Source organism: Sphingomonas sp. CFBP 13728 (genome assembly GCF_014841895.1).
Lineage (GTDB): Bacteria > Pseudomonadota > Alphaproteobacteria > Sphingomonadales > Sphingomonadaceae > Sphingomonas.
Genome location: NZ_JACYUS010000001.1, coordinates 1251227 through 1275970, shown reverse-complemented (window position 1 = coordinate 1275970; position 24744 = coordinate 1251227). Strand labels below are relative to the sequence as shown.

Genomic DNA, 24744 nt, shown 5'->3' with positions numbered 1-24744 from the left:
ACGTGGGTCGTGGTCGGCGGAGCGTCAGAAGGTCGTGCGGCCCCCCGACGTGTCGAACGTGGACGCGGTGGTGAAGCTGCATTCGTCCGAGGCCATGAAACAGATCATCGCCGCGGATTCGTCGACTTCGCCGAGCCGCCCCATCGGGATCTTGCCGCGCATGTAATCGACCTGACTCTGCGGCAGTTGCTCGAGGATCGGGCTTTCGAAGGTTGCCGGCGTGATCGCGTTGGCGACGATCCCGCCGGGGCCGCCCTTGCCCGCGAGTTCCTTGCCGAGCGACTTGGTGAAGCCGATCACCGCCGCCTTCGACGCGGAATAGGCAGACGCGTTGGGGTTGCCTTCCTTGCCCGCGACCGATGCGACGTTGACGATCCGGCCATAGCCGTTCGCCAGCAGCAGCGGCACGACCGCGCGGTTGCAATAGAACAGCCCGTTGACGTTGATGTCGATCACGCGCTGCCAGCTGTCGATGGGATAGTCGTGCACGGGGGCGGTGGCGCCGGTTATGCCCGCCGCGCAGATCAGGATGTCGACCGAACCAAGGGCTGCATGCGTGGCCGTCGCCGCAGCCTCGACCGCCCCGGCATCGGCCACGTCGAGCGCCTCGACATGCGTTGCGCCGATCTCCGCCCCCGCGCTCGCGAGCTTGTCCGCATCGAGATCCCACAGCGCGACCCGGCCACCTTCCGCGACGATCCGCGCCGCGACCGCCTTGCCCAGACCCGACGCGCCGCCCGTGACGATCGCCGTCCGACCGGCAAAGCGGCCCGCGTACAGGCTCATGCGGTCACCGCATCGCGTGGATGCTGCCACGCCACGACCATCTGCGTCTGCTCGCCGAGTCCGTCGATCGCCAGGTGCATCGTGTCACCGGCCTTCAGGAAGATCGATGTGGGTTTCTTGCCCTCGCCGACACCGGGCGGGGTGCCGGTGATGAGCAGATCGCCGGGCTCCAGCGTGACGTATTCGCTGACGTACGAAATCAGTTCGTCGATCGCGAAGATCATCGTCTTGGTGTTGCCGGTCTGCATCCGCTCGCCGTTGACGTCGAGCGCCATCGCCAGGTCTTGCGGATCGCCGATCTCGTCGGGTGTCACCAGCCAGGGGCCGGCCGGGCAGAAGGTGTCGTGCCCCTTGCCCTTGGACCATTGCGAGCCGCGCTGCTTCTGGTTGAAGCGCTCGGACACGTCGTTGACGAGGACGTAGCCGGCGACATGATCCATCGCATCGGCCTTGTCGACGTAGCAGCAGGTCTTGCCGATCACGACGCCCAGTTCGACCTCCCAATCGCTATGCGTCGAGTCCTTCGGCAGCATCACCGGATCGTTCGGACCGGACAGGCTCGACAGCGGCTTCATGAACATCATCGGTTCGGTCGGGATCGGCAGGCCCGATTCGATCGCGTGATCGCGGTAGTTGAGGCCGATCGCGACGATTTTGCCGATCCCCGCAACAGGCACGCCGTAGCGCGGCGCGTTCTCGACCAGAGGCAGCGCTGCGGGGTCGATATCGGCAACGCCAGCGATCGCGTCGACGGTCAGGTCGGGTATCATCGCGGACAGGTCGCGGATGCGGCCGTCTGCGTCGATCATTCCCGGTTTTTCGGCACCCTTCGGGCCGTGGCGGCAGAGCTTCATGACGATATCCTCAGTGCGTGTAGGGGCGGTGGAGCGGAATGTCGGGGTTCAGCGCGACGCCGAAGCCCGGTTTGTCGAGCGCGCTGGCCTTGATCCGGCCATTGATCGGCACCGGCTCGCCGAGCAGTTGCGGCGCGAACATCGGCACGACCTCGGTAGGGCCGGGATGCATCATCAGGAACTCCGCGAACGGCGAATTGTGGCGCGTGATGACGAAGTGATAGCTGTAGACCGACGAGCCGTGCGGCACGACCATCTTGCCGCGCGCATCGGCCATCGCGCTGATCTTGAGCAGTTCGGTGATCCCGCCGCACCAGCCGACATCCGGCTGGATGATGTCGCAGCACTCCATCTCCATCAGCATGCGAAAGCCCCAGCGGGTCGCCTCATGCTCGCCGGTCGTCACCAGCATGCCCTTGGGGACGTTGCGCTTGAGTTCGGCATAGCCCCAGTAATCGTCGGGGCTGATCGCTTCCTCGATCCATTTCAGGCCGTGCTCGTGACAGGCGATGGCGAGGCGCGTGGCGTAATCGACGTCGAGCGCCATCCAGCAATCGTACATCAGCCAGAAGTCGGGTCCGCATTTCTCGCGCATCTCGGCGAGCAGTTCGACGTTCTTCCTGAGGCCCTCAAGCCCCTCGGCGGGTCCGTGATGCAGCGGCAGCTTGCCACCGATGAACCCCAGCTCCTTGGCGATATCGGGTCGCGCGCCGGTCGCATAGAATTGCAGTTCGTCGCGGACCGGGCCGCCGAGCAACTGGTGGACGGGCTCGTCGCGCAGCTTGCCGATCAGGTCCCACAGCGCGAGGTCGACCCCGGAAATGGCGTTGATGACCAGCCCCTTGCGGCCGTAATATTGCGTCGAGAAATACATCTGGTCCCAGATCTTCTCGGTCTCGGCGGGGTTTCGTCCTTCGAGGAAGCGCGCGAGATGCTTCTCGACGATGTAGCAGGCGGGCTCGCCGCCGGTCGTCACTGCGAAGCCGATCGTGCCATCCTCCGCCTCGATCTCGACGACCAGCGTGCCCAGCACGTTGATCCCGAAACTCTGCCGCGACTGGCGATATTCGGGATAGCGCGCCATCGGCGTGGCGATGTGGTCGTCGATCCAGTGGCCGGCGCCCTGATCGTGATAATCCGCGCCGCCACCACGCACGGTGAAAGCGCGAACATGCTTGATGCGGGACAGACCCATGCGGTTCCTCTCTTTCCTGCTTTCGCGAAAAGGCAGATACGTCGTTCCATCATGCGGTACGAGTTTTCACTCGAATGCTTGCCAGCCGCTACGCTATCTTCCATATTATGGGAATGGATGTTATTAAATGAGAAATGATCCGTCAAATGCTTCTTCGCAACAGGCGCAACCGGATGCCGCCGCTCGGGCGTCGTTGGGAAGCCAGACCTTGTTGCGCGGCCTCGACGTGATCGAGGCGGTGGTCGATGGTCCGGTGACGCTGGCGGACCTCGCGAGCCGGCTCGGGCTGACGCGATCGACCGCGCACCGGCTGGCGACCGCGCTGATCGAGCGCCGCTACATTACCTTCACGCCGCGTCTCGGATATCTGTCGGGGCCCAAGCTGCTCGAGCTGGGTTTTGCCGCACAACGCCAAACCGATATCGTCCAGGTCGCGCGCCCGCATCTCGAAAGCCTCGCCGCGTCGACCGAGGACACCGTGCACATCGGCGTGCGCGACCGGGACCGCGCGCTCTATCTCGACAAGATTCCCGGGCGGCGCCGGGTCGAGATCAGCAGCCGGGTGGGGGACCGCCAGCCGCTGACCGCGACCGGGCTCGGCAAGGCGCTGTTGCTCGACGACGCGCCGGAAGGCTGGGCAGCAATGGTGGCGGAGGATCGCGGCAGCGGCGCGCGACCGATCGATTTCCCGACCTGGCAGGCGCGGATGCAGGGCTATGTCGCGGGTGGCCATGCCTATGACCTCGAGGAGAACGAGGATCTGATCCGCTGCGTCGCGGCGCCGGTGCGCGACGCGAGCGGCCGGATCGTCGGCGCGATCAGCGTGTCCAGCGCGGCGCAATATATGGACGATGAGCGGATGGCAGGTCTGACCGACGAGGTGCGTGGAACCGCACAGGCGATCAGCCTCGATCTCGGCTGGTCCGAACCCGAACCCAAATAAGGACAGGACGCGATGGGAATGCTCGACGGCAAGACGCTATTGGTGACGGGGGCATCGGCGGGGATCGGTCGCGCGGTCGCGATCGGCGCGGCGCGACACGGCGCCGACGTCGTGATCAATTTCGCGCGCGACGAGGCAGGGGCCGCGGGGGCGGTGGCCGAGATCGAAGCGCTGGGCCGGCGCGCGATCGCGGTACAGGGCGATGTCGCGGATCCTGCGACCGCCAGGGATTTCATCGTGCGCGCGGTCGATGCGTTCGGAAAGGTCGACGTATTCGTCAACAACGCCGGAATTTGTCCGTTCCACGCGTTCCTGGACATGCCGGTCGAGACGTTCGAGCGGACGATGCGCGTCAATCTGCACGGTGCGTATTTCATGGTCCAGGCGGCGGCGAACCAGATGGTGGCGCAGGGACGGGGCGGCGCGATCGTCGCGGTGTCGTCGATTTCGGCGCTGGTCGGCGGCGAATACCAGACGCATTACACACCTACCAAGGCCGGGCTGCATTCTCTCATGCAGTCGACCGCGATCGCGCTGGGGCGGTACGGTATCCGTTGTAACTCTGTTCTTCCGGGCACCATCCTGACCGACATCAACAAGGACGATCTGGCCGACGCCGACAAGCGCGCGCGGATGGCCGCGCGCGTCCCTCTCGGCCGGTTGGGCGAGCCCGACGATCTGGTCGGCCCGGTCGTGTTCCTCGCGTCGGATCTCGCACGCTATGTCACCGGTGCATCGTTGCTGGTCGACGGTGGCGCGTTCGTGAACCTTCAATAGCAATGGGTGAGGCCGCTTCCACGCTGGATTTTCGCGAACGGGCGCGACGACGGCTGCCGCATTTCCTGTTCGAATATATTGATGGCGGTTCCTACGCGGAGACGACGCTGCGCCGAAACGCGGCGGATCTCGAAAAGGTCATGTTGCGACAGCGGGTGTTGCGCGACATCGGCACGATCGATCCGTCCACGACGCTGTTTGGTCAGCGGATGGCGCTGCCGGTCGCCCTCGCGCCGATCGGGCTGGCGGGGATGAACGCGCGCCGCGGTGAAGTGCAGGCGGCGCGTGCAGCGGCTGCGGCAGGCGTGCCATTCTGCCTGTCGACCGTATCCGCCTGCCCGATCGACGAAGTCGCGCGCGCTAGCGAACGGCCGTTCTGGTTCCAGCTCTACATGATCCGCGACCGCGGTTTCATGAAGGATCTCATCCAGCAGGCGAAGGCGGCAAGGTGTTCGGCGCTGGTGTTCACCGTCGACATGCCGGTGCCGGGATCGCGCTATCGCGACTATCGATCGGGGCTGGCCGGATCGGCGGGCAGGGCCGGCGCGCTACGTCGGATGTGGCAGGCGGCAAGGCGACCGCATTGGGCGTGGGACGTCGGCGTCCGCGGTCGTCCGCATCAACTGGGCAACATCGCGCCGCTGCTCGGCGACAGCACGGGGCTGGAGGATTTCTTCGCGTGGATGCGCGGTAATTTCGATCCGACCGTGACGTGGCGCGATCTCGATTTCATCCGCCAGAACTGGGACGGGCCGCTCATCATCAAGGGCATTCTCGACGCGGACGACGCACGCGAGGCCGCCGAACTGGGCGCGGACGGTATCGTCGTCTCCAATCACGGCGGTCGCCAGCTCGACGGCGTGCCATCGACCGCGATGGCGCTGCCGCCGATAGCGGCGGCGGTCGAGGATCGGCTGACCGTGCTGGTCGACGGCGGCGTGCGGACCGGGCTGGATGTCGTGCGGATGCTTGCGCTCGGTGCCAGAGGCGTGATGCTCGGGCGAGCCTGGGCGTTCGCCTTGGCTGCGGACGGCGAAGCCGGCGTCGCGCGGATGCTGGCGCTGGTCGAAGCGGAGATGCGGGTCGCTATGGCCCTGACCGGCTGCACCGATCTGACCAAGATCACGCCCGACATCCTGGTTCGCTAGTCGCGTCGCACAGGTAGCGGCCACCCATCGCCCCCTATCTACGCGCATGCGATGCCGTGGCGGTATCGAACCGCTCCACTCAGTCGGCCGAAGCGGAGATGGAATTTCGCTCATTTCCTCACCTCGTCGTACCGGCTTGACTCGGTAAATCTCACAAGATAGATATCAGTCTCAATATACGGGATTTATTGGTCAAGCGGTGATATCGCTACCATCGGATCGCGACAGAGCGGGCTACCCGCCGGGACAATGGGACGACAACGACACCGGTCGCGCTGCGCCGGGCGTCTTTAGGGGAGGATTGCGATGCATTTGACTATTGCCCGCCGCCGGCTGCTTGGTGGTACCGTTCTCTCGGCGCTCGCCGGAATCATGCTTTCCGCACCCGCGAGCGCCCAGACGGCGCCGCAACCAGGCGCCGGCGACCCTGCCGCTCCGGTCTCCCAGTCCGCGGATGCTGTTCCCGCTGCCGCGGCCGATCTGCCGCAAACAGGCGCGGCGAGCGCGGGCAATGAGGACATCGTCGTGACCGGCTCGCGCATCGCCCGAAACGGGTTCGATGCGTCGACCCCCGTCAGCGTCGTCGGTGCCGAGGACATCAAGCTGTCGGGCAACGTGAACATCGAAAAGACGTTGTCGCAGATCCCGCAGGCGGTCGGCTCGCAGCTCGGCAGCGCCACCTCGAACACCGTTCCGGGCGGCTTTGCCGACGTCAATCTGCGCGGCTTCGGTTCGCAGCGGAACCTGGTGCTGGTCAATGGTCGCCGTTTCGCGATCTATGGGCCGGAACAGGTGGTCGATCTGAATACGATCCCGTCAACGCTGGTGCAGCGTACCGAAATCGTCACCGGCGGTTCGTCCGCGGTCTACGGTTCGGACGCCATCACCGGTGTCGTCAACTTCATCATCCGCGACGATTTCGAAGGCGTCGAAGCGCGCGCGCAGCTCAACATGGACCGCGCGACCGGTACCCCGGTGTACAACGCCGATCTGACGCTGGGCGGCAACTTCGCGGAGAACCGCGGCAACCTCGTGGTATCGGGCAACTACCTCAAGCGCGGCGCGATCACGCGCGGCGATCGCGGCAGTTTCGCGTTCGATTCACTCAATGACGGTTGCGTCGTGCGCGGTACGAGCAGTCCGGACCGCGCCGGTACGCCCTTCACGTCGGTCGGCACGAACGGCTGCGTTGCTGCGGGCGGCGAACTCGGGTTCGTTCGCGGTGGTAGCGGCGACATTCCCAACGGCCGCTTTTCCGGGATACCGGCGGCGGGTGGCTCCAATGCAGCGCTGAATGCCGCTTACGCCGCCGCCGGCCTCGGCGCGCTGGGTTCGCGCGGGTTCACGTTCAACGGTGGCGGCACCGCCGCGCGCCCGGCGCTCACCCCGCAGGACGATTTCAATCTTGGGCCGGACAACTACCTGATCCAGCCGCAGGAACGGTGGATGATCAACAGCTTCGGTCATTACGACTTCAACGATCATATCACCGGCTATACCGAGCTTCACTACAGCAACAACGAGGTGAACGCGCGACTGGCGCCGACCAACGTCGGCGTGCCGACGCTGTTCAACGTCAATAATCCCTATCTCACGCCCGCACTGCAGGGCGTCCTCCAGCAACTCGATCTTGCCGAGACGGGCACGACCACCGTGACCAGCGGCACGGCGACGCGCACGACGACGCGCGGCGACGGGTTGGCGGTACTGACCGCGGGCCGCCGCTATTCGGAGGTCGGCCCCCGCCTTGCCAGCGAACGACGCAACGTCTTCCGCGGTGCATGGGGCCTGCGCGGCGATCTCGGCAGCGTCTCCGACACCGTTCTGACCGACCTGAAGTACGACGTCTATTACACCTATGCGCGCAGCGAGGACACGTTGCTGCTCCAGAACGCGATCTCGCGCAGCCGCCTTCAGGCCAGCCTGTTGTCCGCTGGCGGCGCCGCGCCGGTGTGCAACATCTTCGGCGCCAACGTCTCCGAGGCGTGCGCGTCGGCGATCCGCATCGGCGCGACCAATTCGACGGTCGCGACGCAGCAGGTCGCGCAGGGCAATCTGACGGGCACGTTGTTCAAGCTGCCGGCGGGGCCGGTCGGATTCTCCTATGGCTATGAATGGCGCAAGACGAGCGCACAGTTCACGCCGGATTCGTTCCTGTCGTCGGGCGATGTCGCAGGCTTCAACCCGGGCCTGCCGACGCGCGGTTCGACCACCGTCAAGGAGGTGTTCGGCGAAGTCCGCGTACCGCTGATCCACAACACGCCGTTCATCGAAAGCCTCGTCGCCAATGGCGCGTTCCGGTATTCGAAGTACAACCTGTCGGGTGTGGGCGGGCAGTGGACTTATCTCGGCGGCGCCGACTGGCGGGTGAACCGCGATATCGCCTTCCGCGGCCAGTATCAGCGCGCGATCCGTGCGCCGAGCGTCGCCGAACTGTTCGGTGGCACGACGCGCGTCGTCGGGGCTGCGACCGATCCCTGTTCGAACCGCGGCGCGGTGGCGCAGCAGACCGCGGCGGTCCGCGCGATCTGTGCTGCGACCGGCGTTCCCGCCGCGCAGATCTTCACGGGAAGCGTGCAGCCCAACAACATCATTCCAGCCGATTTCGGCGGCAACGCAAACCTCGGCGCGGAGAAATCGGACACCTACACGCTCGGGGTCGTCGTCACGCCCGCCGCGATGCCGCGGCTGTTCCTCAGCGTCGATTACTTCAACGTCGGACTGAAGGGTGCGATCTCGTCGCTCGGTGGTGGCCTGCAGAACACGCTCAACCTGTGTTACAACGTCATCCAGGACGCGAGCAGCGAGTTCTGCCGGGCGATCAGGCGCAACCCGTCCTCGGGTGAGATCAACGATCCGTTCGTGGCGCAGGTGCTCAACGCGAACACCGGTGAACTGAAGACATCGGGGATCGATTTCGCCGCGCGCTATGCCTTCAACCTGGGCTTTGGCCTGCCGGGCCTAGGCACCAGCAGCCGTGTCGAGATCGGCACCAACTATACTTGGCTGGCACAGTTCGACTCGGTCCCCGTCGCGGCCTTGCCCGCACTCGAAAACAAGTGCGCCGGATCGTTCGGCACCACGTGCGGACAACCGCTGCCGCGGTGGCGCGGTACGTCGCGCGTGACGTGGACGACCGGCGATTTCGGCCTGTCGCTGCGGCATCGCTATATCGGTCCGGTAACCAACGATCGCTACGTCGTGCCGCTGCGACAGGGATCGGCGTCGACGCCGACGCTCGACAGCCTCGTCTATCCGAAGCTCGGGGCGGAGAATTATTTCGACCTGTCCTTCACGGCCGCGCTCCTGAAGAACATCGAGCTGTTCGGCGGCGCGAACAACCTGTTCAACAACAAGCCCCCGATCACGACGCAGGGGCCGAACGCCAACACCTTCTCGTCGACCTACGACGTGCTCGGTACCGAGTTCTTCCTCGGCGCGTCGCTCAAGTTCTAGATGTCCCCTCCTAGAGGCGCAGGTCTCGTACCTGCGCCTCCTTTTTCTCAGTTTTCCGGGAAGAGCCCTATGTTCGCCACTCCGCTTGATCGTCGCGCGCTGATCGTCGGCAGCGCCGCACTGTCGGCGATGGCCGCCGTGCCGGCCTTCGCGGCGGGGGAGGGGTGGACCAGCGTTCGCCGCTACGGTGCGAAGGGCAATGGCATCGCGATCGACTCCGATGCGATCAACCGTGCGATCGACAGCGTCGCGACCAAAGGCGGCGGTACCGTCTACATCCCGCCCGGTACCTATGCCTGCTACACCATTAGGCTGAAAAGCACGGTCACGCTCTACATCGAAAACGGCGCGACGTTGCTCGCCGCGGCGCCGACGACGACACGCGGCTACGACCATGCCGAGCCGATCGATCCGGCCATCGCCGGTTTCCAGGACTTCGGTCACAGCCACTGGCGCAACAGCCTGATCTGGGGCGAGGGGCTTCACGATATCGCGATCCTCGGCGGTGGCCTGATCTGGGGCAAGGGCCTCGGACGAGGGGACGGCAAGGACAATTGGCTGTCGGACCCGACCGGTCCCGGCACCGCGAACAAGGCGATCGGCCTCAAGAATTGCCACGGCGTCACGCTGCGTGATTTCCGCATGCTGGAGGGCGGCTGGTTCGCGATCCTCGCGACCGGCGTCGACAATATGACGATCGACAATTTGCTGATCGACACCAACCGCGACGGCATGGACATCGATTGTTGCCGCAACGTCCGCGTCAGCAATTGCACCGTCAACGCGCCGTGGGACGACGCGATCTGCCCGAAGAGCAGCTTCGCGCTCGGCGAGGCGCGGATCACGGAGAACGTGACGATCTCCGGTTGCGTCGTGATGGGTAATTATCAGGTCGGGTCGGTGCTCGACGGCAGCTGGCGCCGGATGCCGCCGGCGTTCGCGCCGAAGATCCACGGCCGTATCAAGTGCGGCACCGAGAGCAATGGCGGGTTCCGCAACATCACGGTCACCAACTGCATTTTCGAGGACAGCCGCGGTCTCGCGTTCGAGACGGTCGACGGTGGCGTGATCGAGGATATCGCGGTCTCGAACATGACGATGCGAGGGATCGTCGATGCGCCGATCTTCCTGCGGCTGGGCAAGCGGATGCGCGGTCCTGCGGGTCGCCCGATCGGCAGCCTGAAGCGCGTGATGATCGATAATGTCGTAAGTTCGGGCGCGAACATGCTGCCTTCGGTCATCGCAGGGCTTGCGGATCATCCGATCGAGGACATCGCGATCTCGGACAGCCATTTCCACCATGTCGGCGGCGCGCCCGCCAGCATGGCGACGCTGCGCCCGCCCGAAGCCGAGCTCGGTTACCCCGAAGCGACGATGTTCGGCGACCTTCCCGCGACCGGCTTTTTCGCGCGCCACGTGCGCGGACTGTCGATGCGCGGCGTGGAAGTGACCACCGCAGCGCCCGATCCGCGACCCGCGATCCGACTGGACGATGTCGTCGAGGCCGATTTCGCCGGCATGCGGCTGCCCGCGGGCGTCGGCTATTCGCTCGACAAGGTGCGCGCCTTCTCCAGCGTCGACGCGCGCGGGCGCAGCGATCGCCGTATCGAGGGGCCGTTCACCGGTACCGTCTAGGCGAACGTCGCCTTTCGTGGCGCGGCTGCAGCGAACGCCGCGGCGATCGCGTCGCGCATCGGCTTGGGCGCGAACGCCGCGTCATACGGTAGCGGGCGCTTTGGCAGTCCATCCGGGCGCGGCCGCAACTCCTGCAGCCAGCTGTACCGATCGCTCAGCCCCCAGCACATCACCGTCCTGCACTGCGGATAGGACAGCATGAGATCGAGATACGCGCGGGTATGCGCAGCCACCTGACGATCGCGCAGGCCGATGGCGCTCGGCAGAGGATTGTCGTGGACGTCGAGTTCGGTGACGAGCAGGTCCAGCCCCATTCCCGTCACCTCGTCGAGAAAACGGCGCCACGCCGTTTCGTCCAGGGCGCCGAGGCCCGTCGGCGCCTCGCTGTATTTGCTGCCGAGATGGCTTTGCACACCGAGTGCGGTGATGGGCGTCCCGCGTTTCACGAGCCCTTCCAGCAGTCGTAGCACCGCGTCGCGGTGTCGGCCGTCGTACGACTGCCAACTCATGAAGTCGTTGTAGACGAGCTGCGCGCGCGGTGCCGCCGCTCTTGCAGTGTGGAAGGCAAGATCGATCGCCGCTTCGGCACCGAGATGTTTCGACAATGCGGTCTCGTGCAACAGCCCCGTGTCGGGATCGACAGCCTCGTTCACGACGTCGAAGCTGTCGACCGCAGGGGCATAGCGCCGGACGACGGTATCGACATGATCGACCAGCAGGCGCACCGCCTCGGCTTTGGGGTTCGCGCCGTAATCGTGCGTCCGAGTCCATTCCGGCATCCAGCGTTCGAATTGCCAGAGCAACGTATGACCGCGGACCCCGAGGCCGGCCCGCCGCGCCCATGCGACGATCGCATCCGCTGCACGAAAATCGAAGTTGCGGGCATCGGGCCGTAGCGCGACCCATTTCATGGCGTTTTCGGGAACGACCAGGCCGCATTGTGCGGCGTTCAGGGCGCGGTACGCGGGGTTCGCAAAATTCGAGCCGCCCATCGTGCTGCCGAAGCGGATACCCTTCGCGCGCGCCAGGGCGGCCAGCGACGGGGTGGACATCGCGTCGAGACGCGCCGAGCCGTAAGTCAGTGCCAAGGCCGCTCCGCCCAGTATCATCGCCCGTCGATCGACTGTCATCGCTGCTCCTGACTGCCGCCGCGCTACGTCGCGACGATCATTGCTATGCTTGCCAGCCGGCTTATCACTTGCGCACCCAGGCGTTCAACGCGGCCATCAGCCATTTGACCCATCGGGATTATGCGCAACCTGGACGGAGGTTCCGGAGCACGACGGCACCGATGCGCGCTCGTTCAACGATCTAGATCTTCGACCAGCGCGCGCAGGCGTTCGGCGGATGCGGGGGAGGCTGGATTGTAGATGATCATGCCCAGTTCGGGGCGCCCCTCCACGGTGAACGACGAGAACTCCATTTCGAGCAGTCCGGCATCGGGGTGATGGATCCGCTTCACTCCCTCGCCGTGCGAGACGACGTCGTTGTCCCGCCAGAATGCTTCGAATTCGGGACTAATCCGGCTCAGTTCGGCAACCAGCCGAGCGGCCTCCGCACTGGTACCGGCACCCGCGCGAGCCACATCCGCACGGAAGGCGCCGACCACGAACCGGCCTATGGCCTCCCAGTCCGCATTTCTTGCACGCACGCGATCGTTGCCGAACATGAGGCGCAGGATATTGCGCCCTTCGCGCGGCAGTTTGGAATAGTCGGTCAGCATCAGCGCGGCCGCCCGGTTCCAGCCGACCACGTCCCACAGCGCCGTCTTGATGATTGCCGGGCTGAGCGGCATGCCGTCGAGCGTCCGTTGCAGGCGCGGACTGATACCGTCGACCGCTCGGTAGCGTGCTTCCGGCGGCCGGCCGAGACCCAGCATGTACAGATGCTCGCGCTCGGGCTCGGTCAGCATCAGCCCCTTCGCGATGCGGTCGAGCACGTCTGCGGATGGCGCCCCGCCGCGGCCCTGTTCCAGCCAGGTATACCAGGTCGGGCTGATGTTCGCCCGGCTCGCCACCTCCTCGCGCCGCAATCCGGGGGTCCGTCGCCGCCCGCCCACGAAGCCGAATGCCACCGGGTCGAGGCGGGTGCGGCGATCGCGAAGATAGGTGCCGAGCGGGTTGGTCGTCTGGCCGGCCATGATCGATCCTGTTGGTCGTTATACCTCGATAAGGTCACTATTTTAACATGACGCACCGACGCGTGAAATGCCGATCTCAACCAAGGAGATCTCCATGCGCGTATTCTTGACTGGTGCGACGGGTTTCATCGGCTCTCGCATCCTCCCCGAACTTATCGCGGCCGGTCATCAGGTCGTCGGTAATACCCGATCCGACGCCGGTGCCCGCCGACTCGAGGCGGCTGGTGCGGAGGTGCACCGCGGCGACCTCGACGATCCTGTGGGGTTGGCGGGGGGAGCGGAGGGGGCCGATGCTGTTATCCATACCGCTTTCGATCATGACTTCTCGCGCTTCGTGGAAGCCTGCGAGAAGGATGGACGCGTCATCCGCGCGCTCGGGGACGTGCTCGCGGCGTCGAATCGCCCTCTCATCATCACCTCGGGGGTCGCGCTGGGCACGCCGGCGCCGGGTCAGGCCGCACGCGAGGACGTCTTCAACCGCGACGATCCGATCCCTCGCGTCGCGAGCGAACTGGCCGGCGAAGCCGTTGGCGCGCGCGGCGTCTCGGTCGCCGTCGTCCGCCTGCCGCAAGTCCATGATCCGGTGAAGCAGGGCCTGATTTCGCCACTGATCGATCTCGCGCGGGAGAAGCGCGTGTCGCCCTATGTCGACGAGGGCCACAACCGCTGGTGCGCTGCCGCGGTCGAGGATGTCGCCCGCCTCTATGTCCTCGCGCTCGAGCAGCACGTACCGGGCGCGCGGTGGCATGCGGTGGCCGAGGAGGCGATCCCTATGCGTTCGATCGCCGAGGCGGTGGGGGTAGGGCTGGACGTTCCCGTCGTCTCGATGACGCAGGGGGAGGCCGCAGAGCATTTCGGGTGGATGGCACGGTTCGCCAGCCTCGATATGCCCGCCTCGAGCGCGATCACGCGCGAACGACTCGGCTGGCGACCAGCCGGCCCGACGCTGCTTGATGACCTCGGGCGGATGGACTATTCGGCGGTCTCCCCGGCCTGAACCACTGCCGCCCGGGGCGCGCGGCAGATAAGGTGAGCCAGCGCGAGAGAACCGGCGTCGCCTCGGCGCCGCTCTCTCGCGCCTTCCCCGTCACCCGAATGTCGGCGCAGGCACTCATACGCGTCGACGGCGGCGTCGTGCTCTCGATAAAAGGCCTTTCGCGTAGGGGCTTAGCGGGTAAAAGGCGCACTATTGCTTCAACGATGCGTGAGTGCGCAGCCCTGACTTTCCTGACGACAGAACAGCTCGACGCGGACAATGCGCGTCTGCGCGCACGGGTTGCCGAGCTGGAGACCCGCCAGAACGCGCTTGCCAGCGGCGCGGCGCGGCAACGGGCGATCTTCGAAAGCACGACCGATATCGCCATGGTCATCACCGATCCGGCCGGGATCATCACCGACTGGAACCCGGGCGCGGAGCGGGTGATGGGCTGGACTGCGGCCGAGATGATCGGTCGCGACGCGGAACGTTTCTTTACGCCTGAGGACCGGGCCAGCGGTCGCATCGATCAGGAAATGAAACTGGCGTTGCAAGACGGGCGTGCCTCGGACGAGCGTTGGCATCTGCGCAAGAGCGGCCAGCGTTTCTGGGCCTCGGGCGAGCTGTTACCGTTGCACGACGGTGGTCACGAGCATCTGGGCTTCGTCAAGATCCTGCGCGACCGCACCGATGCCCATGTCGCGGGTGCTGCGCTGAAGCAGGTCAAGGAGCGCTTCCAGACCGTTCTCGAAACGGTCGATTCCGCGTTCGCGATCATCGAGGTCAAGTTCGATGGCGACGATCGACCGGTCGACTACCGCTTCATCGAAGCCAATCCCGCGTTCGAACGACAGTCGGGCGCCGACCTTCGCGGGAAATGGGTCACCGAACACGCCCCGGACCTGGAGCGGTTCTGGTTCGAGACCTACGGCCGGGTGGCGAAAACGCGCGAGCCCGCCAATTTCGAAAGCTATGCGGAAGGGTTCGGTCGCTGGTTCGAGGTGCGCGCGGTCCCGGTGGGCAATCCCGAAGACCTTCAGATCGCGATCCTGTTCAACGATGTCACCGAACGTCGCGAAGCCGAGCAGCGGTTGCGTGCCAGCGAGGCATTGGCGCGCGAGAACGTCGAGCGTGTGCAGCTCGCGTTGGCGGCGGGTGCGATCATCGGCACCTGGCACTGGGATCTGCCCAGCGACCAGTTCGCGATCGACGAGGGGTTTGCCAACGCCTTCGGCATCGATCCGGCCTTGGGTCGAGAAGGCATACCGCTCGCCCAGATCGTCGCGACCGTCCATCCGGACGATCAGGAGGGATTGGCGAACGCGATCAACGACGTGATCGCGCGCGGGGGCTCCTATGCCCATCAATACCGGGTCCGCCGTGTCGATGGGCATTATTACTGGATAGAGGCGAACGGCCGTGTCGATCATGGGCCCGATGGCACCCCGCTCAGGTTTCCGGGCGTCCTGATCGACGTGGAGGCGCGGCGCACCGTCGAGGCCGAGCGTGACACCGCGATCGCGGCGTTGCGGTCCCTCAACGAGCATCTCGAGCAGCGCGTCGCCGATCGTACGGGTGAGCTCGTGCGGGCCGAGGATGCGTTGCGCCAGTCGCAGAAGGTCGAGGCGATCGGCCAGCTTACCGGCGGTGTCGCGCATGATTTCAACAACCTGCTGACGGTGATACGCGGATCGGTGGATCTTCTTCGCCGGCCGGGTATCTCGGACGAGCGTCGCGAGCGCTATATCGATGCGATCTCGGATACGGCGGATCGCGCGGCCAAGCTGACCGGGCAATTGCTCGCCTTCGCGCGCCGACAGTCGCTGACCCCCGAGGTCTTCGATGCCGCCGCCAGCGTGCGGACGATCAGCGACATGGTGCGGACCCTGACCGGCTCCCGGATCCAGGTCACGGTGCTGCTGCGAGCCGAACCATGCCATATCGATGCCGATCGCAGCCAGTTCGACACCGCGATCGTCAACATGGCCGTCAACGCCCGCGACGCGATGAAGGGGAGCGGCGAGCTGACGATATCGGTCGGCGAGACCGCCGAGATGCCCGCCATCCGATCGCATCCGGCGGTGTCCGGTGCGTTCGTCACGGTGTGCCTGGCAGACAGCGGCCCCGGTATTCCCGCCGACCGGATCGACCAGATCTTCGAACCTTTCTTCACCACCAAGGGCGTGGGCGAGGGGACCGGGCTGGGATTGAGCCAGGTGTTCGGCTTCACCAAACAGTCGGGCGGGGACATCTTCGTCGAAAGCATCGAAGGCGAGGGGGCGACCTTCACGATGTACCTGCCTCGCGTGGATCAGGTGTCGGGCGCCGTAACGGAGGCTGGCGACACGTCGTTGCTGCTCGGCGAGGGCGCCTGCGTTCTGGTGGTCGAGGACAATGCGGAAGTCGGGATGTTCGCGACGCAGGCTTTGGCAGAGTTGGGATACGACACCGTCCTGGCGATGAACGGCGATCGGGCGCTGGCCGAACTGGCATCCGGCGCAGATCGGTTCGACGTCGTGTTCTCCGATGTAATGATGCCCGGTATGTCCGGTGTGGAACTCGGCCAGGAGATCGCCCGCCTCTATCCGACGCTGCCGGTCATGCTGACCAGCGGCTACAGCGAGGTTCTCGCGCAGAGCGGTGCGCACGGGTTCGATCTGCTGCACAAGCCGTATTCCATCGATGCGTTGTCCCGGGCCCTGAGGAAGGTGTCGCGACCTCGGTGACGCGGGCAGGAGCCTGTTCGTCGACGCGAGGCACGACCCGCGGTGAGCCGGACCTGCGGGCGGAGACACGGAAACATCGGTCCATCCCCGAGTTGGTTCGGCTCGTGCATCATGCTTCGCCCGGAAGGCCTCGTTTATGACCAGACGCCCGTTGATCGTATTCGACGTCAACGAGACGTTGCTCGACATCGACAGCCTCGAACCGCTGTTCGCCGATATCTTCGCGGCCCCGGCGCGCATGCGCGAATGGTTCGCTCAGCTGATCCTGTATTCGCAGTCGCTTTCGCTCGCGGGACCTTATGTTCCATTCGGAACGCTGGGAGGCGGTGTGCTGCGGATGCTCGGTCAGGTTCACGGCGTCGCGGTGACCGACGACCATGTCCGCGAGCTTGGCAGGCTGATCGCGGACATGCCCGTGCATGTGGACGTTGCCGCGGGCCTGACATTGCTCAGGGATGCCGGGTTTTCGTTGGTCACGCTCACAAACTCGCCCAAGGGTGTCGGGCCGGACGCGCTCGACAAGGCAGGGCTGGGATCGATGTTCGAACGGCGTTTCACGGTGGATACCGTGCGAGGGTTCAAGCCGGCGCCTGCAACCTATCGCCACGTCGCCGATGCGATGGCGGCGGTTCCGCGCGATACGTGGCTGATGGCGGCGCATATATGGGACACGATCGGCGCGCAGTCGTTCGGGTGGAACGCGGCACTGATCACGCGCGGCGTGAACGCGCCGCTGCCGATCGACGGTGTTCCGCAGCCTACGCTCATCGCCCGCGACGTCGAGGATGCGGCGCAGGCGATCGTGTCCCGACCGTAGCGTCGCCGCAAGGCTTCCCGGCAGGACGAGACCGGAACGCGTGGATTGGCACGACAAGCGTGCTATGGCCGCGCGCATGTCGAACATCCGCAGCAATACCGGTACCGTCGAGGTCGACGGCATCTCCTACGACTGGCAACTCCAGCGCGAGCCGCAATGGTCCGATGCCGAAGGCTGGAAGGGCATGATGGTGTCCCTGCGCGAGAAGGATACCCAGCGGGAGGCGGTGCTGGAATTTCCTGCGCCCAAACGCCTGTTGAAGGGATTGCCGCGTGGGCGGCTCCAGATCGACGATCCGACCATATCCCGTGGCGTCAGGGCAGCGTTGCTCGCGGGATGGGAGCCGATGTCACGTGGCAAGCCGATGATCTTCACGGTAGACGCCGAAGGGAATTAGGGTTTCCGCCCCCGCGTGGAAATCAAGACGTCGCCGGGTTCGCCGTGCCGACCTGTTCCAAGTCCCCAACAAAGGACCGCCCGAAGCGGATGCACACCGACACCGACCTGGAAACCACGCTCCTGGGGCCGGTCCTGGCGGATCGCGCATGCGGCGATTGCACGGTGTGCTGCACCGAACTCACGGTCGATACGCCCGATTTCGCCAAACCGGCGGGAACACCCTGTATCCACCTCTCGGGACAAGGGTGCGGTATTCACGCCGTCCGTCCCCGCATTTGCCGGACCTGGTTCTGCGCGTGGCGACGGATCGCCAGCCTGCCCGATGACGCTAGACCGGATCAGTCGGGCCTTCTCGTGTCGATCAACTTCGTCAAGGCGCCGCAGAACTGCTTCGAAGGCGTCTCGATCAATGTCCGCGTGCTTGCCGGCAGCAACGCGATCGAGAACGGCCTGGCTGCAACGGTACTCGACAGCGTGTGCGATCAGCTGATCCCCGTCTGGTTCAGCGACGGATCGAAGAAAATGCTGATGCATCCCGATAACGATGTCGCTCGCCTCGTCCTCTCGGGCGACGCCGCGCCGCACCATCTGCGCGACGAAGTAGCCGCATGGCGCGAACGCTACGGTGTGTTCGCCGCCAATGGCTAGATAAGCGGAAAGACGGGAGACTCGTCACCAGACCGGCGCCGCGCGAGGCGGTCGTTCTGCAATCGCCGACGTCGTTTTCGAAGGGGGATTGCAAGCCACGCGACGTCGCCCTGCAACCCCCAATCACTCAGATCTGCGCGACGCCGCCGTCGACGAACATCTCGCTGCCGGTCATGAAGCTGCTGTCCGCGGACGCCAGGAAGGCGGCAGCGGCGGCGATCTCGGCGGGTTCGCCGACCCGGCCGATCGGGGTGCCCGCGCCCATTTCCGTCATCGCATCCTCGCCGACCACCTCCAGCGCGAGTTCGGTCTTGGTCGGTCCCGGCGACAGCACGTTGATGCGGATGCCGGTGCCGCGGAGATCGAGCGCCCAGCTGCGCGCGAAATTGCGGATCGCCGCCTTGGTCGCGCTGTAGACGCTGAACCGCGGCGTTCCCATCACGCTCGTGCTGGAGCCGGTGAGGATGATCGAGCCGCCCGCGCGCATCAGCGGCAGCGCCTTCTGCACGGTGAATACCAGGCCCTTCACGTTGACGTCGAACGTCCGGTCGTAATGCTCGGGTGTGATCTCGCCGAGCGGGACGAGCTCGCCGGTGCCGGCATTGGCAAACAGGATGTCGAGCGAACCGCGCTCCGTCCTGACCGTCTCGAACAGGTGATCGAGATCCGCCATGTCGGAGACCGAGCCGCTGATCGCGCGGGCATTCTCGCCGAGTTCGACGAGCGCCGCGTCGAGTGCAGCCTGGCGCCGCCCGAAGATGTAGACGAATGCGCCCTCGTCGATGAAGCGCTTGGCCGATGCGAGGCCGATCCCGGTGCCGCCGCCGGTCACGATCGCCGTCTTGCCGTTCAATCTGTCCATCTGATGTCTCCGTGTTTGCCAAGACTGCTAGCTGGTGGTGTGCACACCCATCGACAAGTATCCACCTTTTGGTTAGTACCTCCTAGCATGACTTTGCCACCTCCGACCGACGGCTTCACCTGCGGCCTCGACGTGACGCTCCGCATCATCGCCGGCAAGTGGAAGCCGCTGATCCTGTATTTCCTGTTGCAGCAGCCCAATCGCTACGGCGAACTCAAGCGCTCGGTACGCGGCGTCAGCGACAAGATGCTGATCCAGCAGTTGAAGGAACTGGAGGCGGACGCGGTGCTCACGCGGACCGATCACCACGAGGTCCCGCCGCGGGTCGACTACACGCTGACGCCGATGGGGCGGAGCCTTGCCGAGGCGCTGGCGCCGCTGTGTACCTGGGGGACCGAGAACATGGCGGAGGTCACGCGGGTATTCGCCGAGCGCGATGGCTGGCAGCGCGAGGCGGGCTGACCCACACTCGCGCCGCGCTCAGGCCGCCTCCGCGCGGCGTGGCAGTTTCCAGTTCGGGCGGACGAAATGGCAGGTATAGCCGTTCGGCTTGCGCTCGAGATAATCCTGATGTTCGGGCTCGGCCTCCCAGAAATCGCCGACCGGGGAGAGTTCGGTCACGACCTTGCCCGGCCATAGCCCCGATGCCTCGACGTCGGCGATCGTGTCCTGCGCCACCGCCTTCTGGTCGTCGTCGGTGTAGAAGATCGCCGAGCGATAGCTGGCGCCGCGATCGTTGCCCTGCCGGTTGGCCGTCGTCGGATCGTGTATCTGGAAGAAGAATTCGAGCAGCGTGCGAAAGTCGGTGCGCCCCGGATCGAAGACGATTTCGATCGCCTCGGCATGGTTGCCGTGACGGCGGTACGTCGCGTTGGCGATCTCGCCGCCGGAATAGCCGACGCGCGTCGAGACGACTCCGGGCAGCGCGCGGATCAGGTCCTGCATGCCCCAGAAGCAGCCACCGGCGAGCACCGCGCGCTCGGTGCTGGCGGGAAACTCCTCGACCTGATCGAGATACGCGGCATAGCCTTGCGCCGCCATCTCGCCGCGCGGGACGAACCGCAACGCTGCCGAATTAATGCAGTAGCGCAATCCGCCGCGGCCGCGTGGGCCGTCCTTGAAGACATGCCCCAGATGGCTGTCGCCGTGCGCCGAGCGGACCTCCGTGCGCGGGATGAGCATCGACCAGTCGCGCTTCGACCTGACGTTCGCAGGCTCGATCGGTCGGGTGAAGCTCGGCCAGCCACAGCCAGACTCGTATTTGTCAGCGCTCGCGAACAGCGGCTCACCCGAGACGATGTCGACATAGATGCCCGCGTCCTTGGTGTGCAGCAACGCGCCGGAGCCGGGACGCTCGGTCGCGTTCTCCTGCGTCACCCGGTATTGTTCGGGCGTCAGCGCGGCGACGGCGTCTTCGGTCTTGCGGTAATCGGTCATGGCAGCACTCCGTTGACCGGAATGTGGTAAGCCTGCCGCGTGCTGTCGAGGTGGTGCGCAGGCGGCGTTCGTATCAGGCGCCCACCCCGCGTTCGTGTGCCCAGACGATCGCGGCGCTGCGCCGGTTGACGCCGATCTTCGCATACAGACGCGCGACGTGGTTGCGGACGGTGTTGCGCGACAGGCCGAGCCGGTCCGAGATCGCCGCATCGTCGAGGTCCTGGCAGATCAGCTCCAGCACCTCGCGCTCGCGCTTGCTGAGATCGGCCGCGGGTGTCGCGGACCCGGTAGCGCCGCGCGGGTTCCGCAAGGTCGCCAGCTTGTCCATGATCGACCGGCTGAGCCAGTTGGCGTCCTTCATCACCGCATCGATCGCCTCGACCAGTTCCAGCTCGCCGCGCCGCCGTGCCGAGATGTCCTGGTAAAGCCACAGCACGCACGGCGCGCCGTCGACGCTGATCCGTTCGGCGGACACGAGGCAGTCGAGCGCCTCGCCGGCCTTGTGCAGCAACTGCACGTCGCGGCTGCGGAAGCCGCGATGCTCGCCGATCTCGGTTTCGAGCTGCTGGCGCTGCGCGGCATCGTTCCAGAGCTGCAGGTCGTCGGCGATGCGGCCGATCACCGCGCGGTCCGTGTAGCCGGTCAGCGCCTTGAACGCCGCGTTGACTTGGACGATGCGGTTGTCGCCGCCTTCGGTCACGACCATCGCGACCGGCGCCATCTCGAACACCGAAGCGAAGTGGCGCTCGCTCGCCTTCAGCGCATGTTCGGCACGCCGCCGCGGTTCGAGATCGGCGAAGGTGAACAACAGGCAATCCTGATTGGCGACCTCGATCGGCTGGCCCGCGAGGATGACCAGCGTCTTCTCGCCGTCGGCGAGCGGTAGTTCCGCCTCGAGCTGCGGGATCGTCTTGCCCGCCGCGACGCAGTCCTTGACGAACGCCTTGCGGTCGACCTCCGCGAGAAAGTCGAAATCGAACAGCGTCTTGCCGACGATCTGGTCGCGCGCATAACCAGACAGGTCGAGGAAACCCTGGTTGACGAGCACATAGCGCTGGTCGGCGACGCGGATGATCAGCGCGGGGGCGGGGTTGGCGTGGAACATCGCCTCGAACCGATCCTCCGCGTCGAACCGTTCGGAGACGTCGTTGATGACGAGCCCCAGGCAATCGGGCTCGCCGCCATCCTCGTCCATGACGATGTCGCGCACCTGGTGGACCCAGCGCGGTTCGTCGGCATCGACCGGCGCGACCTCGACGATCAGGTCGGGGAAGCTCTGCCCCGCGAGCAGCCGCATCAGCGGATAGTCCCGCCGCGGCAGCTTGCGACGATCCCGGTAACGCAGGCTGAACCGCGTCGCATAGTCGTCCGCGGTCTGCCCGAGATCCTCGACCGCCCGCACCCCGTGCATTTTCAGCGCGGCCGGGTTGGCGCTCAGGATGATCCCGGTCGGATCCATCAGGATCACGCCTTCGAGCAGCCCGGTCATCAGCTGTTCGAGATGGTGCAGGGTGGGGGCGTGAAGCGGTTTGGCGGGCATCTTGGTCATCCCGGTTCAGCGCCGTGAAGCGCTTCGGGTTCCGGTCGGGCCGGCATAAATCTACCAATAGCCCCGGTACTTGCGCACCAATTCCGAATTCGTCGAAAAGCGCGCGAACTGAACGGATCGGGCATCGAGACTGTTGAGGCACCTGTACCATTATCGAACAGGAGCCTCATCATGAACCTCATCATCCTTCTCGTCGTCGGCGGACTCATCGGCTGGGTCGCCAGCATGATCATGCGGACCGATGCGCAGCAGGGCGTCTTCCTCAACGTCGTCGTCGGCATCGTCGGTGCGCTGCTCGCCGGCTTCCTGATCACGCCGCTGATCGGTGGCGCATCGATCATGGACGGCGCGCTCAACATCCAGTCGATCCTCATTTCGCTGGTCGGCGCGGTGATCCTGCTCGCGATCGTCAACATGTTTCGTCGCGGTACGGTGCGCTGAGCGAACGGGAGGGCACGCTCGCGTCGCCCTCCCACACCCCGGAAAATACAGACACTTAGGAGAGTGCAATGACCGTTCGAGTTATCCTGGCATGCGGCGCGATGCTGCTGGCCTCCGGCGCCGTCGCGCAGACCGCGACGCATACCGGCGCGCACAACCCCGCGGTCAAGGCGAGTGCCGCGGCGCACGTCGCCGCCCCCGCCAGCGGTGCCAATTCCTTCTCGGAAGACCAGGCCCGCGGTCGGCTGACCAAGGCCGGCTATCGCTCGATCTCGCGCTTGGCGAAGGACAAGGACGGCGTCTGGCGGGGCACGGGCACCCGCGCCGGCAAGACCGTCCATGTCGGGCTCGACTACAAGGGCAACGTCTCGTCGCGCTGAATCCATTCGATAGGAGAGATACCATGACCAAGACCATCACCCGCCTGTTCGACGACTATTCGGACGCGACCGCGGCGCTGCACGACCTCGAACGCCTGGGCGTGCCGCATGATTCCATCAGCATCGTCGCCAACAACGCGGACGGCGCGCATGGCGACGCGGCCACGTCGCTCGGCGACGTCAACGATCACGGCGACGTCAGCCGTGGCGTCTCGACCGGTGCTGCGGTCGGTGGCGTCGGCGGCCTGCTGGCAGGGCTCGGCCTGCTCGCGATCCCCGGTCTCGGTCCGATCGTTGCGGCCGGGTGGCTGGCATCGACCGTCGTTGGCGTAGGCATCGGTGCTGCCGGTGGGGCTGCGACGGGAACGATCGTCGGCGCCCTGAAGGATGCCGGCCACTCCGACGACGAGGCTCACGTCTATTCGGAAGGCGTCCGCCGTGGCGGCACGCTGCTCAGTGCGCGGGTCGACGATAGCTTGGCAACCGAGGCCGAAGCGGTGCTGGACCGCAACCGGTCGGTAGACGCGTCGACGCGTGGCAGCGCCTATCGTCAGGACGGTTGGTCGTCGTTCGACGACACCGCCCCTGCCTACAGCCGCGACGAAGTGGCCGCCGAGCGTGACCGCTATCGGTCCACACCGACGTCGACGACCTACTGATACGACGACACCGCCGACCTGCCAAACAGGTCGGCGGTGTCTTTCGCATCGCGAGGACGACGTCTAGACCGGGCTGGGCGAGTCCTTGTGCTCTTCGCGCAGGAAGGTGAGCAGTTCCTCGATCTCGTCCGGGCCGTAGCGCAGCGACATGTCGTCGATCTCGATCTCGACGGAAGACCGATCGGTCCTGGACCAATCCTCCAGGATTTCGGCGCAATCCGACAGGCTGCCACGCGCGACGACTTCCCGCGCCGAGCCCTCGTCTTGGTCAGCCGTTCGATAGATCGTAGCCGGTTCGCTCAAGGGATAGGTCGTCATGATCTCCGCTTCCGTCCTCTGCCTGCATCGCATCAACGCCCGCCGACGTGATGCCAGCGGGCGATCGAGAGTCATTCGTCTTCGGCGTCGATGTTGACGGTCGTCTCGGCGAGCTTCGTCATATATTCGTCGCCACCGTAGATGTCCTTGGTGGCCGCGCTGAGCTTCTTGTGGTCGTCCTTGAGCCCCAGCGCCTTGGCGTACGCCGTCGCCGTGCCGAACCCGGCGATCCCGTAATGCGTCATCCGCTGATATTGTGCGATGATCATCACATCGAGCAGCGGACCCTTTTCCGGACCTTCCTCGAGAACATGCTTGGTGGCTTCGGCGACGAGGCCTTCCATGCCCTTGCAATGCTCCTTCGAGACCTTCTCGTCGTTCGACGCGATCAGGTCCTTGAGCAGGTCGGTATGCGTCTCGATATCCGCCTGCGACTTGGTCAGCATGTCCTTCAGCGACGCGTCGCTCGCCTTCGACGTGATCTTCTTAAGGACCTTCTTCATCTGGTCGTTCGCGGACCACAGATCCTTGAGCTCGTCGGTGTAGATTTCCTGGAGATCTTCGGGTGCAGACATGGGATCATCCTCTTGATGTCGCC

24 protein-coding genes are annotated in these 24744 nt (G+C 65.5%); 14 read left to right on the top strand and 10 right to left on the bottom strand.

What is annotated here, in order from left to right; translation table 11 throughout:
• Positions 1-24 precede the first annotated feature (24 nt).
• Genes IFT67_RS05770 through rhmD form a run of 3 tightly spaced genes read right to left on the bottom strand, consistent with a single transcriptional unit; the run spans position 25 to position 2835 of the window.
• Positions 25-786, bottom strand: a complete 762-nt coding sequence (locus IFT67_RS05770) for an SDR family NAD(P)-dependent oxidoreductase (RefSeq protein WP_192145450.1) — start codon at positions 784-786, stop codon at positions 25-27.
• Positions 783-1640: a 2,4-didehydro-3-deoxy-L-rhamnonate hydrolase gene (locus IFT67_RS05765; RefSeq protein WP_192145448.1), complete on the bottom strand. Its 858-nt coding sequence runs from the start codon at positions 1638-1640 to the stop codon at positions 783-785. Before IFT67_RS05765 ends, IFT67_RS05770 begins: the two co-directional genes overlap by 4 nt.
• 10 nt (positions 1641-1650) lie before the next feature.
• A complete protein-coding gene (rhmD, locus tag IFT67_RS05760) occupies positions 1651-2835 on the bottom strand; it encodes an L-rhamnonate dehydratase (protein ID WP_192145446.1) in 1185 nt (394 codons plus the stop codon).
• Positions 2836-2962: 127 nt separating this feature from the next.
• On the opposite strand from rhmD, the gene IFT67_RS05755 reads away from it, so the two are divergent.
• The 5 genes from IFT67_RS05755 (at position 2963) to IFT67_RS05735 (ending at position 10794) form a co-directional block, all read left to right on the top strand.
• Entirely contained in the window at positions 2963-3778 is an 816-nt protein-coding gene (locus tag IFT67_RS05755; protein ID WP_192145444.1) for an IclR family transcriptional regulator, read from the top strand.
• Positions 3779-3790: 12 nt separating this feature from the next.
• Complete coding sequence (lra1, locus tag IFT67_RS05750; RefSeq protein WP_192145442.1) at positions 3791-4555, top strand: L-rhamnose 1-dehydrogenase Lra1; 765 nt, start codon at positions 3791-3793, stop codon at positions 4553-4555.
• A gap of 2 nt (positions 4556-4557) precedes the next feature.
• Positions 4558-5703, top strand: a complete 1146-nt coding sequence (gene lldD / locus IFT67_RS05745; protein ID WP_192145440.1) for an FMN-dependent L-lactate dehydrogenase LldD — start codon at positions 4558-4560, stop codon at positions 5701-5703.
• 306 nt (positions 5704-6009) lie between these two features.
• Entirely contained in the window at positions 6010-9159 is a 3150-nt protein-coding gene (locus IFT67_RS05740; RefSeq protein ID WP_244647171.1) for a TonB-dependent receptor domain-containing protein, read from the top strand.
• Between the two features lie 69 nt (positions 9160-9228).
• On the top strand, positions 9229-10794 hold the full coding sequence (locus tag IFT67_RS05735; RefSeq protein ID WP_192145438.1) for a rhamnogalacturonidase: 1566 nt from the start codon (positions 9229-9231) through the stop codon (positions 10792-10794).
• On the opposite strand, the gene IFT67_RS05730 is transcribed toward IFT67_RS05735, so the two are convergent.
• Together IFT67_RS05730 and IFT67_RS05725 are read right to left on the bottom strand one after the other, a co-directional pair.
• A complete protein-coding gene (locus IFT67_RS05730) occupies positions 10791-11924 on the bottom strand; it encodes an endo-1,4-beta-xylanase (protein ID WP_192145436.1) in 1134 nt (377 codons plus the stop codon). The genes IFT67_RS05735 and IFT67_RS05730 overlap by 4 nt on opposite strands.
• A 173-nt stretch (positions 11925-12097) precedes the next feature.
• Positions 12098-12934: a helix-turn-helix transcriptional regulator gene (locus IFT67_RS05725; protein ID WP_192145434.1), complete on the bottom strand. Its 837-nt coding sequence runs from the start codon at positions 12932-12934 to the stop codon at positions 12098-12100.
• Between the two features lie 94 nt (positions 12935-13028).
• Between IFT67_RS05725 and IFT67_RS05720 the strand changes: the two genes are divergently transcribed.
• The 5 genes from IFT67_RS05720 (at position 13029) to IFT67_RS05700 (ending at position 18500) form a co-directional block, all read left to right on the top strand.
• Positions 13029-13931, top strand: a complete 903-nt coding sequence (locus IFT67_RS05720) for an SDR family oxidoreductase (protein ID WP_192145432.1) — start codon at positions 13029-13031, stop codon at positions 13929-13931.
• Positions 13932-14134: 203 nt separating this feature from the next.
• Positions 14135-16636 (top strand): PAS domain-containing hybrid sensor histidine kinase/response regulator, encoded by a 2502-nt coding sequence (locus IFT67_RS05715; protein WP_192145430.1) that lies wholly within the window; start codon positions 14135-14137, stop codon positions 16634-16636.
• A 136-nt stretch (positions 16637-16772) separates the two neighbouring features.
• Positions 16773-17453, top strand: coding sequence for a haloacid dehalogenase type II (locus tag IFT67_RS05710; RefSeq protein ID WP_192145428.1), 681 nt, complete (start codon positions 16773-16775; stop codon positions 17451-17453).
• Between the two features lie 76 nt (positions 17454-17529).
• Complete coding sequence (locus IFT67_RS05705) at positions 17530-17850, top strand: hypothetical protein (RefSeq protein ID WP_181321057.1); 321 nt, start codon at positions 17530-17532, stop codon at positions 17848-17850.
• Positions 17851-17939: 89 nt separating this feature from the next.
• Positions 17940-18500 carry a YkgJ family cysteine cluster protein gene (locus IFT67_RS05700; protein ID WP_192145426.1) on the top strand — a complete coding sequence of 187 codons (561 nt, stop codon included), beginning with the start codon at positions 17940-17942 and terminating at the stop codon, positions 18498-18500.
• A 127-nt stretch (positions 18501-18627) separates the two neighbouring features.
• Here IFT67_RS05700 and IFT67_RS05695 read toward each other — a convergent pair whose 3' ends face one another.
• Entirely contained in the window at positions 18628-19362 is a 735-nt protein-coding gene (locus tag IFT67_RS05695) for an SDR family NAD(P)-dependent oxidoreductase (RefSeq protein ID WP_192145424.1), read from the bottom strand.
• Between the two features lie 87 nt (positions 19363-19449).
• Here IFT67_RS05695 and IFT67_RS05690 point away from each other — a divergent pair, with 87 nt between their 5' ends.
• Complete coding sequence (locus IFT67_RS05690) at positions 19450-19824, top strand: winged helix-turn-helix transcriptional regulator (RefSeq protein WP_192145422.1); 375 nt, start codon at positions 19450-19452, stop codon at positions 19822-19824.
• Between the two features lie 18 nt (positions 19825-19842).
• Here IFT67_RS05690 and IFT67_RS05685 read toward each other — a convergent pair whose 3' ends face one another.
• On the bottom strand, positions 19843-20799 hold the full coding sequence (locus IFT67_RS05685) for a bifunctional methionine sulfoxide reductase B/A protein (RefSeq protein ID WP_192145420.1): 957 nt from the start codon (positions 20797-20799) through the stop codon (positions 19843-19845).
• Positions 20800-20872: 73 nt separating this feature from the next.
• On the bottom strand, positions 20873-22339 hold the full coding sequence (locus IFT67_RS05680; RefSeq protein ID WP_192146498.1) for a PAS domain S-box protein: 1467 nt from the start codon (positions 22337-22339) through the stop codon (positions 20873-20875).
• Between the two features lie 180 nt (positions 22340-22519).
• Here IFT67_RS05680 and IFT67_RS05675 point away from each other — a divergent pair, with 180 nt between their 5' ends.
• The 3 genes from IFT67_RS05675 to IFT67_RS05665 all read left to right on the top strand — a co-directional run bounded on the left by IFT67_RS05675 (position 22520) and on the right by IFT67_RS05665 (position 23828).
• Positions 22520-22789 (top strand): GlsB/YeaQ/YmgE family stress response membrane protein, encoded by a 270-nt coding sequence (locus tag IFT67_RS05675; RefSeq protein WP_093400148.1) that lies wholly within the window; start codon positions 22520-22522, stop codon positions 22787-22789.
• Positions 22790-22857: 68 nt separating this feature from the next.
• Positions 22858-23169, top strand: coding sequence for a hypothetical protein (locus tag IFT67_RS05670; RefSeq protein ID WP_192145418.1), 312 nt, complete (start codon positions 22858-22860; stop codon positions 23167-23169).
• 23 nt (positions 23170-23192) lie between these two features.
• Positions 23193-23828, top strand: a complete 636-nt coding sequence (locus IFT67_RS05665) for a hypothetical protein (protein WP_192145416.1) — start codon at positions 23193-23195, stop codon at positions 23826-23828.
• Between the two features lie 63 nt (positions 23829-23891).
• On the opposite strand, the gene IFT67_RS05660 is transcribed toward IFT67_RS05665, so the two are convergent.
• A complete protein-coding gene (locus IFT67_RS05660; protein WP_192145414.1) occupies positions 23892-24146 on the bottom strand; it encodes a hypothetical protein in 255 nt (84 codons plus the stop codon).
• Positions 24147-24217: 71 nt separating this feature from the next.
• Entirely contained in the window at positions 24218-24721 is a 504-nt protein-coding gene (locus tag IFT67_RS05655; protein ID WP_060525249.1) for a ferritin-like domain-containing protein, read from the bottom strand.
• Positions 24722-24744: the final 23 nt, after the last annotated feature.

Excerpts from the sequence above, each read along its gene's own strand:
- IFT67_RS05720 (WP_192145432.1), top strand. The coding sequence starts at position 13,029 with ATGCGCGTATTCTTGACTGGTGCGACGGGTTTCATCGGCTCTCGCATC.
- IFT67_RS05670 (WP_192145418.1), top strand. The coding sequence starts at position 22,858 with ATGACCGTTCGAGTTATCCTGGCATGCGGCGCGATGCTGCTGGCCTCC.
- IFT67_RS05770 (WP_192145450.1), bottom strand. The coding sequence starts at position 786 with ATGAGCCTGTACGCGGGCCGCTTTGCCGGTCGGACGGCGATCGTCACG.
- IFT67_RS05700 (WP_192145426.1), top strand. The coding sequence starts at position 17,940 with ATGCACACCGACACCGACCTGGAAACCACGCTCCTGGGGCCGGTCCTG.
- IFT67_RS05725 (WP_192145434.1), bottom strand. The coding sequence starts at position 12,934 with ATGGCCGGCCAGACGACCAACCCGCTCGGCACCTATCTTCGCGATCGC.
- IFT67_RS05765 (WP_192145448.1), bottom strand. The coding sequence starts at position 1,640 with ATGAAGCTCTGCCGCCACGGCCCGAAGGGTGCCGAAAAACCGGGAATG.
- IFT67_RS05685 (WP_192145420.1), bottom strand. The coding sequence starts at position 20,799 with ATGACCGATTACCGCAAGACCGAAGACGCCGTCGCCGCGCTGACGCCC.
- lra1 (WP_192145442.1), top strand. The coding sequence starts at position 3,791 with ATGGGAATGCTCGACGGCAAGACGCTATTGGTGACGGGGGCATCGGCG.
- IFT67_RS05680 (WP_192146498.1), bottom strand. The coding sequence starts at position 22,339 with ATGCCCGCCAAACCGCTTCACGCCCCCACCCTGCACCATCTCGAACAG.
- IFT67_RS05690 (WP_192145422.1), top strand. The coding sequence starts at position 19,450 with ATGACTTTGCCACCTCCGACCGACGGCTTCACCTGCGGCCTCGACGTG.
- IFT67_RS05730 (WP_192145436.1), bottom strand. The coding sequence starts at position 11,924 with ATGACAGTCGATCGACGGGCGATGATACTGGGCGGAGCGGCCTTGGCA.
- IFT67_RS05715 (WP_192145430.1), top strand. The coding sequence starts at position 14,135 with ATGCGTGAGTGCGCAGCCCTGACTTTCCTGACGACAGAACAGCTCGAC.
- IFT67_RS05710 (WP_192145428.1), top strand. The coding sequence starts at position 16,773 with ATGACCAGACGCCCGTTGATCGTATTCGACGTCAACGAGACGTTGCTC.
- IFT67_RS05665 (WP_192145416.1), top strand. The coding sequence starts at position 23,193 with ATGACCAAGACCATCACCCGCCTGTTCGACGACTATTCGGACGCGACC.
- IFT67_RS05675 (WP_093400148.1), top strand. The coding sequence starts at position 22,520 with ATGAACCTCATCATCCTTCTCGTCGTCGGCGGACTCATCGGCTGGGTC.
- IFT67_RS05740 (WP_244647171.1), top strand. The coding sequence starts at position 6,010 with ATGCATTTGACTATTGCCCGCCGCCGGCTGCTTGGTGGTACCGTTCTC.
- IFT67_RS05755 (WP_192145444.1), top strand. The coding sequence starts at position 2,963 with ATGAGAAATGATCCGTCAAATGCTTCTTCGCAACAGGCGCAACCGGAT.
- IFT67_RS05655 (WP_060525249.1), bottom strand. The coding sequence starts at position 24,721 with ATGTCTGCACCCGAAGATCTCCAGGAAATCTACACCGACGAGCTCAAG.
- IFT67_RS05695 (WP_192145424.1), bottom strand. The coding sequence starts at position 19,362 with ATGGACAGATTGAACGGCAAGACGGCGATCGTGACCGGCGGCGGCACC.
- IFT67_RS05735 (WP_192145438.1), top strand. The coding sequence starts at position 9,229 with ATGTTCGCCACTCCGCTTGATCGTCGCGCGCTGATCGTCGGCAGCGCC.
- rhmD (WP_192145446.1), bottom strand. The coding sequence starts at position 2,835 with ATGGGTCTGTCCCGCATCAAGCATGTTCGCGCTTTCACCGTGCGTGGT.
- lldD (WP_192145440.1), top strand. The coding sequence starts at position 4,558 with ATGGGTGAGGCCGCTTCCACGCTGGATTTTCGCGAACGGGCGCGACGA.
- IFT67_RS05705 (WP_181321057.1), top strand. The coding sequence starts at position 17,530 with ATGTCGAACATCCGCAGCAATACCGGTACCGTCGAGGTCGACGGCATC.
- IFT67_RS05660 (WP_192145414.1), bottom strand. The coding sequence starts at position 24,146 with ATGACGACCTATCCCTTGAGCGAACCGGCTACGATCTATCGAACGGCT.